Raw genomic sequence first — 15054 nt, forward strand, 5'->3', positions numbered from 1 at the left:
ATTTATAGCCTTAAATAGTACTATAGATATAAAAGCTACAAATATACAATACTTAATATTATCTTTAGAAATCAAAAAAACACCTCCTATAGTACAATTTATAAAACTAATATTAATTTAGCCAAATATTATCAATAAAATAATATAAAAATATAAAAAAATTAAAAATTGTTTAAAAAATTATAGTATAATAATTTAATGTGAGTAAATTAAATTTAAGGAGAATATGATGAGAATTAATAAATATATAGCATCTTGTGGAATCGCATCAAGAAGAAAAGCAGAAGAGTTAATAGTTGAAAATAGAGTAAAAGTAAATGGTAAAATAATAAATGAATTATCATTTCAAATAGATGAAAATGAAGATAAAGTAGAAATTGATGGAAAAATAATCGGATTAGAAGAGAAATTAGTTTATATAATGCTTAATAAACCGGAAGGATATGTAACTACTGTAAAAGATCAATTTGATAGAAAGAGTGTTATAGATTTAGTAAAAGGCATAGATGCTAGAGTATACCCTATAGGTAGATTAGATTATGAGACTAGTGGATTATTACTTTTAACTAATGATGGAGATTTAACGTATAAGTTAACTCATCCAAAGCATGAGGTAGATAAGACATATGTAGCTACCTTAAAAGGAATACCGACATCTAGTGAGATTATGAACTTTGAAAAAGGAATATATATAGAAGATTATAAAACATCTCCAGCAAAGATAAAAATAGTTAAAAAAAGTGAAGAAAAAAACTATTGTGTATGTGAAATAAAAATACATGAAGGTAGAAATAGACAAGTAAGAAAAATGTGTAGAGCTATAAATCATCCAGTTATGAACTTAAGAAGAAAGGCTATGGGGAAAATAGTTTTAAAAGATGTGGAAATTGGACAATACAGATATTTAACTAATGAAGAAATAGATTATTTAAAGGGATTAAAATAGGTTTATAGAAAGAAGGAGAGATATGTTAAGGGCTAAATATTTAACTAATGTGATAGATGTAAATAAAACTTTAATTGATGATATTATAAATGAAGGTGATATAGTTATAGATGCTACTATGGGTAATGGATATGATACTAAGTATCTTGCTCAAAAAGTAGGAGAAAACGGCTTAGTTTACAGTTTTGATGTTCAAGAGGAAGCTATAAAAAGCACTAAAAAAAGATTAGAAAAAGAAAATCTATTTAATCGAGTTAAATTAATTCTTGATGGGCATGAAAATATAGACATGCATGTAAATAATGAAGTAAGTTGTGTCTTATTTAATTTAGGATATTTGCCAAGAGCAAAACACAAAGTTATAACGAAAGCAGAAACAACAGTAAAAGCTATTCAAAAAAGTTTGAAATTACTAAAACCAAATGGAATTGTAAGTTTAGCTATTTACACAGGTCATGAAGGCGGGATGGATGAATTTAATGCAATTTTTGATTATGTTGAAAAGCTAAATCAAAGTGAATTTAGCGTTTTAAATTGTAACTTTGTAAATCAAGTCAATCATCCACCGAGGTTGATTTTAATAGAAAAGAAAAAAGAATGTTAATAAAAATAGTGAACTTGAATAACTTTTAAAGTTAATTAAAGTTCACTATTTTTATTTGGAAAAGATAAATGGATGTAAAACATATTAGAATACGTGAAAAATTAAGGATATATACAATATATTTATTATGGGAATTAAAAAATATTATAAAAATTAAATTTATATTGAAAGATATTAAGTGGATAGTTTCTTTTTGAAATTAATTATACATATTAAAATTTAAAAAATAAAATGAATAAAATAGGTTGTATTTCCCTAGACAAGTAAATACAGAGGATTGAGAATTAAATAAAAAAATACTCTAAAATTGTCAATAAAAATCATGTTGAAATTATAGAAAGTAAAATTGCAAAATTGTAGAAATATTTTAAAAAATGAAATAATAATTGCAATTTTTGTAAAAAGTAGCTACCATTATATTGAAAGTAAAAGTTGTGGGGGGATAATTTTGGAAAAGGGAAAACTTATACTAGATACTAATTGGTGCAAAGGATGCGGTATTTGTATAGAATACTGTCCAAAGAAAATATTGAAGTTAGAAAAAAATACAATATGTGTAGAAGATATACAAAAGTGCATACTTTGTGGATTATGTGAACTTAGATGTCCAGACTATGCTATTTATATATCTAAGGATGCAAAATAACAGGGGGGAATAGGTTATGCGTAAAAAAGTGAAGTTGTTACAAGGAAATGAAGCTTGTGTACATGGAGCGTTATACGCAGGTATGAATTTTTTTGCAGGTTATCCAATAACGCCATCTACAGAAGTAGCTGAGATTTCATCTTTTATGCTTCCTAAAGTTGGAGGCAAATTCATACAAATGGAAGACGAAATAGCATCAATGGCAGCTACGATAGGGGCATCATTAACAGGACTAAAATCAATGACAGCAACTAGTGGACCTGGATTTTCATTAAAACAAGAAAATATAGGATATGCATCACTTGCTGAAATACCATGTGTAATAGTAAATGTTCAAAGATGTGGACCTAGTACAGGACTTCCTACATCACCAGCTCAAGGAGATTTAATGCAAGCTAAATGGGGGACTCATGGGGACCATCCTATAATAGCTCTTTCTCCATCTACAGTAAGAGATACGTTTGATTTAACAGTAAAGGCATTTAATTTTTCAGAAAAATATAGAACACCAGTAATATTGTTATTAGATGAAGTTATAGGTCACATGAGAGAAAAAGTAGAGATACCAGAATCAAATGAATTAGAAGTATATAATAGAATGAAAATTAATATAGATAAAAATGATTATAAAATATATGACAAGACAACTCTAGTACCACCAATGGCAAACTTCTCAGATGGATATAGATATCATGTAACAGGCCTTATGCATGATGAAACCGGATTTCCAACTAATAGTACAGAACAAACTCAAGTATTAATGGATAGATTGATGGATAAAATAGATAAAAATTTAGATGATATATTAATTTATGAAGATTATAAAGTAGAAGATTGTGAAGAATTATTTGTAACTTTTGGATGCATGAGTAGATGTACAAAAGATGCAGTTGATACATTAAGGGAACAAGGTATAAAAGCTGGATTATTTACTATTAAAACAGTGTGGCCATTCCCGGAAGAAAAGGTAAAAGAATTAAGCAAGAATGTTCAAAATATATACGTACCGGAATTAAACTATGGACAAATGGTGTTAGAAGTTCAACGAGTATGTGATAGTGATTGTAATGTAATTGGTATTAATAAGTATAATGGAGAAATTATAAATCCAGATGAGATAGTTGCTAAGGTTATGGAGGTGCTAAAATGCCAAGTAGCGTTATAGAAAATAATTTTAGATCAGATAGATTGCCACATATATGGTGTCCCGGATGCGGTCATGGAATACTTATGAGAGCTATAGCAGTTGCTATAGATGAATTAAATCTTGATAAAGATAAAGTATGTGTAGTTTCGGGAATAGGATGTTCATCAAGGGCATCTGGATACTTAGATTTTAACACATTACATACAACTCATGGGAGAGCTATTCCATTTGCTACAGGTGTTAAATTTGCAAATCCGGATATGCATGTAATAGTAGTAACGGGAGATGGAGATTGTACAGCTATAGGAGGGAATCATCTAATACATGCATGTAGAAGAAATATAGATATAACTACTATCGTGTTTAATAATAATATATACGGAATGACTGGAGGACAATTTTCTCCAACTACCAATACAAATGATCTTGCAACAACTGCTCCTTATGGTAATATAGATAAGCCGTTTGATATTTGCGAACTTGCAAAAGGTGCAGGTGCTACTTTTGTTGCTAGAGCAACAGCATATCATGCAAAACAAATGATAGACTACATTAAAAAAGGAATAAATCATAAAGGATTTTCAGTAGTTGAAGGTATTAGTATATGCCCTACTTATTACGGTAGAAAAAATAAAAAAGGTTCGGCGGTGTCATTAATGAACCTTATAAAAGATAGTTATGTAGATGTATCGCTTAAAGATAAACTACCTAGTGAAAAATTAGATAATAAAGAGTTTTATGGAATATTTAAAGACGTATCTATGCCAGAATATACAGATGAATATGAAAAGATAATAAATAGATTTAAGTAATTAATAAGGAGATATTAATATGAGAAAAGAAATAAGACTTAGTGGTTCTGGTGGGCAAGGACTTATTTTAGCGGGCATAATACTTGCCGAAGGAGCAATACTTTCTAATTTGAATTCTGTTCAAACGCAATCTTATGGACCAGAAGCTAGAGGTGGTGCGAGTAAGGCAGAGGTAATCATAAGTGATGGTGATATAAATTTTCCGAAAGTTAGAAAAGCAGATGTTCTACTTTGTTTAACTCAAAAGTCATTTGATGAATATTCACATACAATTAAAGAAAAAGGGACAATAATAATTGATTCTACTGTTGCTGAAAACGATTTCGAAGTTAGCGGAGTTGAAATAATAAAAGTTCCTATAATAGAAAGCAGTAAAAATAAGCTAGGTAAAGAGATGGTTTCAAATATAGTGGCATTAGGAGTTATAAGTGAAATACTAGAGGGTGTAGATAAGGAAATGATAAAGAAAGCTATATTAGCTAGAGTGCCAAAGGGAACAGAGCAATTAAATGAAAAAGCTTTTGAACTTGGTCATTCATTAGTTAATTACGCTTACTAAAAGAGAAAGGATTAATCCTTTCTCTTTCCATTATATAATATTAATTTTCATATTCTGAGTTAATAAAATGTTAAAACTTAGAATATGAAAATTTTTTTAATTTAATTTTCAGAAAATAGAATTAAAAGAAAGATAAGGAAAAAATAATTCTTAAAATACTGGATATATAGAAATAAGGGGGAATGTTATGTTTGAGTTTTCAAAAGAATTAGGAATGTTTGAACTTAACTTAGATATTATTCAAAGTATTGCATTTACAACGATAGTATTAATAATAGGTGGTTTTATAAAAGAAAAAATTAATTTTATACAGAAATATTGTATACCAGCTCCAGTTGTTGGAGGATTTTCATTTGCGATTATATCCTTTTTTTTAAGGCAAGCTAATATATTAGCTATAACATTTGATACAACACTTCAAGATATATTAATGACGGCTTTTTTTACAACAGTAGGATTTACGGCTAGTATGAAAGTTTTGAAAAAAGGAGGAAAAGCTGTTATTAAGTTTTTAATTATAGCAGTAGCTTTAGTTTTAATTCAAAATATAGTAGGTGTTGTATCAGCTAAATTAATAGGAGTAGACCCGCTTCTTGGTATTATCGCAGGATCAGTATCAATGACAGGAGGACATGGAGCATCAGGAGCATTTGGACCACTTATAGAATCTGGAGGATTAGAAGGAGCACTAAGTATTGCTATGGCATGTGCCACTTTTGGATTAGTAGCAGGAAGTGTAATTGGAGGACCTATTGCAAAGAGGTTGATTGAAAAAAACCAACTTAAATCAGAATTACAAAGTAATTCAGAAAATTTTAAAATATATATTGATAATAAGGAAAGCCATTGTGAAAAAGCGGGTAAACTTTTGGAAAATAAACTAGTAAGTTCAGTTACCCAAATAATAATAGCTATGGGTATTGGAACTATAGTATCATCAATATTTTCAACTACGGGAATAACAATGCCAGGATATATTGGAGCTATGATAGTTGCAGCTATTATGAGGAATATATCTGATATAAAAGAAATATGGGAAACATCCGAAATGGAGTTATCTAGTATAGGTTCAATTTGTTTATCCTTATTTTTGTCTATGGCAATGTGTAGTTTGAAATTGTGGGAACTCGTAGATTTAGCTATACCAATCCTAATATTACTTACAATACAAACTATTTTGATGGGACTATTTGCATATTTTATAACATTTAAAATGATGGGAAAAGACTATACGGCAGCTATACTTGCAGCGGGACACTGTGGATTTGGAATGGGAGCTACACCTAATGGAATTGCTAATATGGAGTCTGTAACAAATAAGTATGGGCCATCTTATAGTGCATTTTTTATACTACCTTTAGTAGGTGCATTATTTATAGAATTTTTTAATTCAGGAGTTATAACAACATTTATCAATTTATTATAATAAAAAATTCATAACTTATTTAAATTTTAATGTAAAAAATGATATAATGTATTTATATAGATGAGAATAAATATAATGCTTAATATATAAATATAAATCATTAGTAATTACGAGGAGATAAAGATGAACGAAACTAAAGATTTTAAAGATAGCAAACAGCTAATAGACGATATTCAAAGACAATATCCAAGACTTAGTAAAGGTCAAAAACTTATAGCACAATATTTAATATCAAATTACGATAAAGTAGCATTTATGACAGCTTCAAAGCTTGGAGAAGAAGTAGGTGTAAGTGAATCTACTGTAGTAAGATTTGCAAACGCTTTAGGATTTTCAGGGTATCCAAAACTTCAAGATGCACTTCAAGAACTTATAAAAAATAAATTAACAACAGTTCAAAGGGTTGAGATGAATCAAGAGTATTCAGATGACTGTAAAATATTAAATAAAGTATTAAAAAGTGATATAGATAATATAAAACATACTTTAGAAGATTTAGATGAAGATGTATTCCAACAAGCTTCAGATAAACTTTTAAATGCAAGAAAAATATATATATTAGGTATGAGAAGTTCATTTAGTATAGCTCAATATTTAGGATTTTATTTAGATATTATATTAGATAATGTACATATAATAAGAATGGATATGGGAGATGCATTTGAACAAGTAGTAAGAGTTACAGAAGATGATGTAGTTGTTGCTATAAGTTTTCCGAGATATTCAAAGAAAAGTTATCAAGTTGTGGAATATGCAAAAGGAAAAGGTGCTCATATAATTTCAATAACAGATAGTTTATTTGCACCAATAGCAACGACTGCAGATACTACACTTTTAGTAAAAAGTAATATGGCATCATTTGTTGATTCATTAGTTCCGGCACTTAGTCTTTGTAATGCGCTTATAGTATCTATTGGAATGAAAGAGAAAGAAGATATAAAATCATACTTTGACGATTTAGAACAAATATGGGAAAAATATTCAGTATATGAATAGGGAGAAATTTATGAATATATTAATTACCAATGATGATGGAATACAAGCTGATGGAATTGTTGAACTTGCGAAAGCTATAAAAGAAGTAGCTAATGTTTATGTAGTTGCACCTGATGTTCAAAGAAGCGCAACAGGTCATGCTATAACTATACATGACCCTATAATGATTAAAGAAGAACATATTGACGAAGGAATAAATGCATATTCTATAAGTGGGACACCTGCAGATTGCGTAAAAGTAGGAATAGAAGCTATTTTTAAAGATATAGAAATAGATTTGGTTTTAAGTGGAATAAACAATGGGGCAAATCTTGGGACTGATGTTATATATTCGGGAACTGTATCAGCTGCTATTGAAGGACTTATACAAAATAAACCAGCAATAGCTATATCATATGATGCTTATGAGATATCTAAATACGATTATCAAGTAGCATCTAGATACGTAGTAAATCTTGTGAAAAATACACAAGAGATGATGCATATATTTGATGATTGTATATTAAATGTTAATATACCAAATAAAGATATACAAGGGTTTAAAATAACTAAATTAGGAATACGAAAATACGAAAATGATATAGAAGAAAGACAAAGTCCTCATGGAAAAAGATATGTTTGGATCGGTGGAAAAATAAAAGAGATTGATCAAGAAGAAGATAGTGATATTAAGGCTACTGAAAAAGGGTATATATCTATAACTCCTATAAATATAGATATGACTAATATGAAAAAAATTCAAATATTAAATAATTTGAATTTATTATAAAATAAAATAGATATATGTGCCTTCATATGAATGCACATATATCTATTTTGCTTTAACTCAAGATTGTACAAGAGAAAGGAGTCTTTGTTTTTCAACCTCAATTTCTCTGATTTTTTTATCCATTTCAGAAATTTTCTTAGAAACAATAACACCTCTAACTGTTGATTTAAACTCATTTAGCTTTAAATCTAGGTATTCATCATACTCATCATCGATAGTAAATTCTAAATTTAAAATTTCTTGTTTATTTAGTAGGGTTTTATCAAGTGCTAATTCTGTTTTTTTTATAACTTTTTTAGTTATTGCAATTTTTATAACTTTTTCTAAATTACAAGGAGTATTAAGTCTGATATCTTCGGAAGAGCATACAAAATCACCGTCTCTAATTATCTTCTCAACTTCATTGCATAAAAGTTTCATTATAGATTCTTTAATACCATAACTTTTGCTAGTTTTAAGATCTATTTCATCTATTATAACAACACCTTTGAAATTTTTATTTATTATATTTGTAAGATCTTTTAAAATATCTCTAATACATCTATTATCCATATATATCACGTCCTTTAAAGTCTTTGTACAATTATATTAGCAGACGTGAATTATATGACTAATATTTTTTAGGAGTAGCTAAAAATTTCTCAATTCGTTTAGACTCACTTAATTTTTTTAACTCTATAGATTGTCTCTCATTTTCAAGTTCATTTTCGTATTTTATATATTCAACACCAGATTCTTCAAGAAGTTGTAGACCAAGACCTGTAGGATACTCACCTTTAAAGACTACTTTTTTTATACCGGCTTGTATGATTGAAATACAGCAAAATACACAAGGTTGAGTAGTTACATATAAAATACCACCATTGCAACTAGTTCCATTTTTAGCACATTGAATTATTGCATTTGCTTCTGCATGTCCAGCTCTGCATAACTCTAAACCTTGACCTGAAGGTATATTTCTTTTTCTTCTTTCACAATAGCCGATGTCTGTGCAGTGTATAGCACCAGAAGGAGCTCCGTTATAGCCTGTACTTATTATTTGCTTATCTATGCATATGACTGCACCAACTTGTCTAGAGACGCAGGTACTTCTAATTTTAGTTTGTTCAGCTATGTTCATAGCCCACTCTGTAAATAGTATTCTCATAAATACCCTCCTTCTCAAATTTATTATATTAATAATAACATAAAATAAAGATAAATAAAAAAAATTTAGATATATAATTGAGTTAACGTTGAAAATCAAGTTGTATATGCTAAAATTAAAATTATCAAATTAATAAGGAAATGAGGAAAAGTTTTGTATATAGATTTTCATAATCACTTAGATTTTTATGATTTAAATAATATGGATCAAATTATTAAAGAAATAGAGAAAAATAAAATAAAAACCATAGCATGTTCTATGGATAGTGAAAGTTATAAAGAAAACTGCAAGATTAGCGAAAAAAGTAATTATATAATACCAACTTTTGGGATACATCCATCTAATGTGGGAAAAAAATTAGATATATTAGATGAAATTGATGTTTACATAAGAAATAGTGCAATGATTGGGGAAATTGGATTAGATTTTTGTTGGGTAGAGGATACGGATAGCTATGTCAATCAGATAATTGTATTTGAAGAGTTTTTGAAACTTGCAAAAAAATATAATAAGTATATAAATATTCATACTAAGGGAGCTGAAGAAAAAGTATTAGAGTTAATAAAAAAATATGATGTATCAGAACACTCTATAATTCATTGGTACAGCGGAGATATAAATATATTAAAAAAATTAATTAATTTAAACTGTTACTTTACAGCAAGTATAGATTTAGAATATTCGCAATTATCAAGAGCTGTTGCAACTTTAGTTCCAGTTGAAAAACTTTTAGGAGAAACGGATGGGCCTACAGCATTACAATGGATAACGGGAGAATATGGAATGCCAAAACAAATAATCAATGTATATAAAAATATATGCAAAATTAAAAAAATAGATATAGAAGAATATAAATTAAATTGCAAAAAAACATTTTCGATTATGATAAAATAATGTATTTTGACGAAAATAATGAAAATTTTGAAAAATAAAACAAAAAAACGTTGTCAAAAATAAAAAATATAGTATAATTAACAATGTAAAATACAAATAGGGGAGCTAAGTTGCTGAGAGGAGATAATATCTCGACCCTTAACCTGATTTGGATAATGCCAACGTAGGGAAAAATTAAATTAATATAAAAAATATATTAATTAACCTATTAAAATGAAAGCCTTGTCCTTATGGAGAAGGCTTTTTTAATATGGTTTTTATAAATTAATTTAAAAGGAAAGGGTGATTTAAAATGGTAATAGCAGATATAGCAGTAGTACCTTTAAGACCATATAAAGGGGAAGCAGAAATGTATAAAGTTGTAGATAAGTGTATAGAGATTATACAAAATAGCGGTCTGAAATATGAAATAGGAGCAAACTCAACAACGATAGAAGGTGGTTTTGATGATGTTTTTGGAATAGTTAAAAAGGTACATAAACTTCCATTTGAACTTGGATGTGAAAGAGTTATAACCACTGTCAGGATAGATGAGAAGCATGGAGGCATAACTATTGATGAAAAGCTTAAAAATCATAGGTAAACCACAGCAATATTTTTATTCTATAATAACTTTCTTAGTAATAATAATTTTTTGGCAAGCTACTGTAGAGATAAAAGATATACCTCAGTATATATTGCCAACTCCTATAGATATTTTAGAAGTATTTATTAGTGATTTTAAAAACTTATATGCAAATACTTTGGTGACTTTATATGAGGCTATAGTTGGATTTAGTTTAGCTTTGTTAATTGCTATTATAGTAGGGATTTTAATGGATTTTTTATCTATATTTAAAAAGTGTTTTTATCCAATATTTTTAGTTTCACAAACTATACCAACTATAACTATAGCACCACTTTTAATAATATGGTTTGGATTTGGAGCACTGCCTAAAATATTGATGGTAGCTCTTACGTGTTTTTTTCCTATACTTATAAGTTTTATTGATGGACTTGAGAATATAGATAAAGACTATTTAAATTTGTTTAAGACTATGAAAAGCACTAAAATACAAACTTTCATACATTTAAAACTTCCGATGTCTATGGATAAGCTATTTTCAGGAATTAAAATTTCTGTAACTTATATGGTAGTTGCAGCAACTGTTGCTGAATGGCTAGGGGGGACAAAGGGATTAGGCGTATATATGGTAAAAGCTAAAAGTGCATATGCTTTAGATAAGGTGTTTGCATCTACTATAGTAGTTGTAGTATTTAGTTTATTATTTGTAGGTATTACACAAATAATAAAAAGAATTGTAATTAGACATACATAATATCAGGGAGGATAATAAATGAAATTGAAGAAGTTGATATCACTAGGTTTTATAGGAATGCTTAGTTTAACTGCTTTTACAGGATGTTCAAGTGAAAAAAAGGAAAATAAAAATAACTTAAAAAATGTAACTATGGTGCTTGACTGGACACCAAATACAAATCATACAGGGCTATATGTTGCATTAGACAAAGGGTACTTTAAAGATGAAGGTCTAGATGTAGAAATAGTACAACCCTCGGAAGGTGGGGCACCTACTTTGGTTGCTACAGGGAAAGCTGACTTTGGAATAAGTTATCAAGAGGAAGTAACATTTGCTAAAACCAGCGAAGATCCACTACCAATAAAGGCTATAGCAACAGTTTTACAACACAATACATCTGGATTTGCATCTCCCAAAGGTAAAAATATAACTTCACCTAAAGACTTTGAGGGTAAAGTATATGGAGGATGGGGATCTCCTTCAGAGGATGCTATACTTGATGCTGTAATGAAAAAAGATAATAAAGATTTTTCTAAGTTAGATGTTGTAAATGTTGGAGAAGATGATTTTTTCACAGCAGTTAATAAAAATATAGATATGATGTGGATATTTGAAGGATGGACAGGGATAGAGGCTAAACAAAAAGGTGTAGAATTGAATTATATACCATTAAGAGATTTAGATAAAAGGTTAGATTATTATACTCCGGTTATAATATCTAATGAAAAATTATTAAAAGAAGACCCAGAACTTGCTAAAAAGTTTTTAAATGCAACAAATAGAGGTTATGAGTATGCTATAAATAACCCAGAAGAGTCAGCTAAGATACTTGTGAAATATTCTCCAGAGATAGATGAAAACCTAGCAATTGAAAGTCAAAAATATTTATCAAAAGAGTATAAGTCAGATGCTAATAGATGGGGAGAAATGAAAGATATAGTATGGAATAACTATACTTCATTTTTAAAGGAATACAATTTAATAGAAAAGGATTTAAAACCAAGTGATGCATATACCAATGAATTCTTACCGCAATAAGGATAAATTAATAATAAAAAATATATCAAAAGAATACAACGATAATCTTATATTAAAAGATATAAGTATAAGTGTAAGCGAAGGTGAATTTATATCAATATTAGGACCTAGCGGAAGTGGCAAAAGTACAATATTTAATATAATAACGGAGCTTACAAAAGCAGATATGGGAGATATTGTTATAAATGGAGAATTAAGTTACATGCAACAAAAAGATTTATTGTTACCATATAAAACTATAATTGATAATATAGCTTTACCCTTAATAATTAAAAAAGAAAGTAAAACAAAAGCAATAGATATAGTCAAACCATATTTTAAAGACTTTGGGTTGGATGGATATGAATATAGATATCCAAATGAATTATCAGGTGGAATGAAACAAAGGGCAAATTTTTTGAGGACATTTATAAATAGTAATGATTTAATGTTATTAGATGAACCATTTGGAGCTTTAGATTCAATAACTAAGTCTAGAATGCAACAGTGGCTATTAAGTATTAAGACTAAGTTTGATTCAACTATAATTTTAATAACACATGATATAGAAGAAGCTATAATATTATCGGATAGAATATATTTATTGTCTGATAAACCAGCTATCATAAAAAAGGAATTTAATTTACAAAACAAAGATTATGAGTTTGGAAGTTCAAATTATATAAACTTAAAAAAAGAAATAATAAGCCTACTTTAAAAGTAGGCTTATTATTATGTGAAAATAGTACAAATTAGTGCTATTAAAATTGTACTTAAAGCATAATGACTTAAAAAAATTATAATGGTAGTATTAAAAAACAAAGATATATAAGGAGGTAACATGAAAAAAATACTTTTTAAAAATGTTAAATTAAAAGGTCAAGAAAAACTGATGGATATATTGGTAGAAAATGAGACTATAAAAGAAATTGGTAATAATTTAGGCGAAATTTATAAAGAAAATATTAGTATAGAAGTAATTAATATAGAAGGAAAATTGACTATACCTCCATATGTAGAACCGCATATACATTTAGATTATGTGTATACAGCGCATACACCTGGAGCTAAAAATTCAACAGGAACATTATTTGAAGGTATTCAAAGATGGTCAGAATCTAAAAGTAATTTAAATAAAGAAGAAGTAAAAAAAAGAGCAAAGGTAGCATTGAGAAAGCAGATAACTACAGGAATTCAATATATAAGAACACATGTAGATGTAACAGATAAAAACTTAACGGCTCTTAAAGCAATGCTAGAATTAAAAGAAGAATTTAGAAACCTTATTGATATGCAAATAATTGCATTTCCACAAGAAGGTATGTATGCATATAAAGGTGGCACAGAATTAGTAGAGGAAGCATTAAAGATGGGAGCAGATGTAGTAGGAGCTATACCTCATTTTGAGTATACAAGAGAGTTTGGAGAAAAATCAGTAAAAAAGGCTATAGATCTGGCAGTAAAATACAATAAGTTAATTGATATTCACTGTGATGAAACGGATGATGAACAATCGAGATTTTTAGAAGTTTTAGCAGCACATTCACATTTAGAAGGAATTGGAGAGAAAGTAACTGCGAGCCATACTTGTGCAATGCATTCTTATAATAATGCATATGCATATAAATTATTTAAACTTTTAAAAGAATCAAAATTAAATTTCATAGCGTGTCCAACAGAAAATATTCATCTTCAAGGGAGATTTGATACATACCCTAAACGACGAGGAATAACAAGAGTTAAGGAAATGGTTGAAGCAGGTATAAATGTGTGTTTTGCACAAGATTCTATATCAGATCCATGGTATCCACTAGGAACAGGGAACTTGATGAATATATTAGATTCAGGAATACACATATGCCAAATGATGAGTTTTGAAGAAATAAATAATGCATTAGACTTAATAACTGTAAATGGAGCTAAAACCTTAAATATACAAGATGAATATGGAATTAAGGTTGGGAATAAAGCGAATTTTATAGTTTTAAATGCAACTAACGAGTTTGAGGCTATAAGAGAGAGAGTAGGAGTTTTATATTCTATTAGAAATGGAAAAATATTATTTGAAAAAATTCCTGAAGTAATAAAGAGTGAATGTGACTTTTTAGTATAGTATAAAAAACTTAGATGAAATTATACATATGATATAATTGTATGTAAAATATTGTACAATGAAAGGATATTTTACAGATGATTAGTTGCAAAGACTTGCTAAGTTTAAATACATTTAAATATATCAAGTTAGTTGGGGGATATGGGGGAATATACAAAAATATAACATGGACATATATATGTGAAACTTTAGATTTTAGCAAGTGGGTAAATGGAGGCGAATTAATTTTTATAACAGGTATGGGAATTAGTTTAAATGAAGAGTCTTTTAAAAATTTAATATTAGATTGTGTAAATTTAGATATATCTGGGTTAGTTATATTGACTAATAGTGAATATATAAAGGAAATACCTATGAGTTGTATAGAACTAGCGAATGAAAATGATTTGCCGGTATTTAATATGTCTTGGGATATAAAACTAATAGATGTAACTAGAGAAATATCTAATTATATAATTGAAAGAAACTTTATTAGAAATAAAGAAAGAGAGTTAATAAAAGAACTTTTATTTTCAGATAAGTTAAAGAAAGATAAAATATATAAACTTATAAAACAATGTAATTTAAACATTAAGCAAGTTATGTTAGTATCAATATTTAGTATAGATGATACTAAAAGTGATAATTTAGATTATATTATTAATTATATAAAACTTCAATTAAAGAAAAATAGTATT

18 protein-coding genes and 1 riboswitch are annotated in these 15054 nt (G+C 28.1%); of the genes, 16 read left to right on the forward strand and 2 right to left on the reverse strand.

Annotated elements, in window-relative coordinates; all coding sequences use genetic code 11:
* Positions 1-229: 229 nt before the first annotated feature.
* From ACRCYC_RS05875 to surE, 9 genes are all read left to right on the forward strand, one after another.
* Positions 230-946: a pseudouridine synthase gene (locus ACRCYC_RS05875; RefSeq protein WP_438618180.1), complete on the forward strand. Its 717-nt coding sequence runs from the start codon at positions 230-232 to the stop codon at positions 944-946.
* Positions 947-968: 22 nt separating this feature from the next.
* A complete protein-coding gene (locus tag ACRCYC_RS05880) occupies positions 969-1550 on the forward strand; it encodes a class I SAM-dependent methyltransferase (protein ID WP_438618181.1) in 582 nt (193 codons plus the stop codon).
* A gap of 448 nt (positions 1551-1998) precedes the next feature.
* Positions 1999-2196, forward strand: a complete 198-nt coding sequence (locus ACRCYC_RS05885) for a 4Fe-4S dicluster domain-containing protein (protein WP_438618182.1) — start codon at positions 1999-2001, stop codon at positions 2194-2196.
* Positions 2197-2212: 16 nt separating this feature from the next.
* The gene (locus ACRCYC_RS05890) at positions 2213-3361 is read left to right on the forward strand and encodes a 2-oxoacid:acceptor oxidoreductase subunit alpha (RefSeq protein ID WP_438618183.1); all 1149 of its coding nucleotides are present in this window, start codon (positions 2213-2215) and stop codon (positions 3359-3361) included.
* Entirely contained in the window at positions 3343-4155 is an 813-nt protein-coding gene (locus ACRCYC_RS05895; RefSeq protein WP_438618184.1) for a 2-oxoacid:ferredoxin oxidoreductase subunit beta, read from the forward strand. The genes ACRCYC_RS05890 and ACRCYC_RS05895 overlap by 19 nt, the downstream gene beginning before the upstream one ends.
* A 19-nt stretch (positions 4156-4174) precedes the next feature.
* The gene (locus ACRCYC_RS05900; RefSeq protein ID WP_438618185.1) at positions 4175-4714 is read left to right on the forward strand and encodes a 2-oxoacid:acceptor oxidoreductase family protein; all 540 of its coding nucleotides are present in this window, start codon (positions 4175-4177) and stop codon (positions 4712-4714) included.
* Between the two features lie 187 nt (positions 4715-4901).
* Positions 4902-6140 carry a sodium/glutamate symporter gene (gene gltS / locus ACRCYC_RS05905; RefSeq protein ID WP_438618186.1) on the forward strand — a complete coding sequence of 413 codons (1239 nt, stop codon included), beginning with the start codon at positions 4902-4904 and terminating at the stop codon, positions 6138-6140.
* A 123-nt stretch (positions 6141-6263) separates the two neighbouring features.
* Positions 6264-7136 (forward strand): MurR/RpiR family transcriptional regulator, encoded by an 873-nt coding sequence (locus ACRCYC_RS05910; protein ID WP_438618187.1) that lies wholly within the window; start codon positions 6264-6266, stop codon positions 7134-7136.
* Positions 7137-7146: 10 nt separating this feature from the next.
* Complete coding sequence (gene surE, locus ACRCYC_RS05915; protein WP_438618189.1) at positions 7147-7905, forward strand: 5'/3'-nucleotidase SurE; 759 nt, start codon at positions 7147-7149, stop codon at positions 7903-7905.
* Between the two features lie 57 nt (positions 7906-7962).
* Here surE and ACRCYC_RS05920 read toward each other — a convergent pair whose 3' ends face one another.
* Positions 7963-8457: a hypothetical protein gene (locus tag ACRCYC_RS05920; protein WP_438618190.1), complete on the reverse strand. Its 495-nt coding sequence runs from the start codon at positions 8455-8457 to the stop codon at positions 7963-7965.
* 58 nt (positions 8458-8515) lie between these two features.
* Positions 8516-9052, reverse strand: coding sequence for a deoxycytidylate deaminase (locus ACRCYC_RS05925; RefSeq protein WP_438618191.1), 537 nt, complete (start codon positions 9050-9052; stop codon positions 8516-8518).
* 153 nt (positions 9053-9205) lie between these two features.
* Here ACRCYC_RS05925 and ACRCYC_RS05930 point away from each other — a divergent pair, with 153 nt between their 5' ends.
* From ACRCYC_RS05930 to ACRCYC_RS05960, 7 genes are all read left to right on the forward strand, one after another.
* The gene (locus ACRCYC_RS05930; protein ID WP_438618192.1) at positions 9206-9946 is read left to right on the forward strand and encodes a TatD family hydrolase; all 741 of its coding nucleotides are present in this window, start codon (positions 9206-9208) and stop codon (positions 9944-9946) included.
* An 88-nt stretch (positions 9947-10034) separates the two neighbouring features.
* A riboswitch (TPP riboswitch) is annotated at positions 10035-10135 on the forward strand.
* Positions 10136-10238: 103 nt separating this feature from the next.
* Positions 10239-10529: an MTH1187 family thiamine-binding protein gene (locus ACRCYC_RS05935; protein ID WP_438618193.1), complete on the forward strand. Its 291-nt coding sequence runs from the start codon at positions 10239-10241 to the stop codon at positions 10527-10529.
* Positions 10504-11265 (forward strand): ABC transporter permease, encoded by a 762-nt coding sequence (locus ACRCYC_RS05940; protein WP_438618194.1) that lies wholly within the window; start codon positions 10504-10506, stop codon positions 11263-11265. Before ACRCYC_RS05935 ends, ACRCYC_RS05940 begins: the two co-directional genes overlap by 26 nt.
* Positions 11266-11283: 18 nt before the next feature.
* Positions 11284-12285, forward strand: coding sequence for an ABC transporter substrate-binding protein (locus ACRCYC_RS05945; protein ID WP_438618195.1), 1002 nt, complete (start codon positions 11284-11286; stop codon positions 12283-12285).
* Entirely contained in the window at positions 12266-12982 is a 717-nt protein-coding gene (locus tag ACRCYC_RS05950) for an ABC transporter ATP-binding protein (protein ID WP_438618196.1), read from the forward strand. Before ACRCYC_RS05945 ends, ACRCYC_RS05950 begins: the two co-directional genes overlap by 20 nt.
* A 123-nt stretch (positions 12983-13105) precedes the next feature.
* Positions 13106-14377: a cytosine deaminase gene (gene codA, locus ACRCYC_RS05955; RefSeq protein ID WP_438618197.1), complete on the forward strand. Its 1272-nt coding sequence runs from the start codon at positions 13106-13108 to the stop codon at positions 14375-14377.
* Positions 14378-14454: 77 nt separating this feature from the next.
* On the forward strand, positions 14455-15054 hold a 600-nt coding region (locus ACRCYC_RS05960; RefSeq protein WP_438618198.1), incomplete at its 3' end, for a PucR family transcriptional regulator ligand-binding domain-containing protein.

The sequence above is a fragment of the Paraclostridium sp. genome, from assembly GCF_051657365.1.
In the GTDB taxonomy this organism is placed as follows: Bacteria; Bacillota; Clostridia; order Peptostreptococcales; family Peptostreptococcaceae; genus Paraclostridium.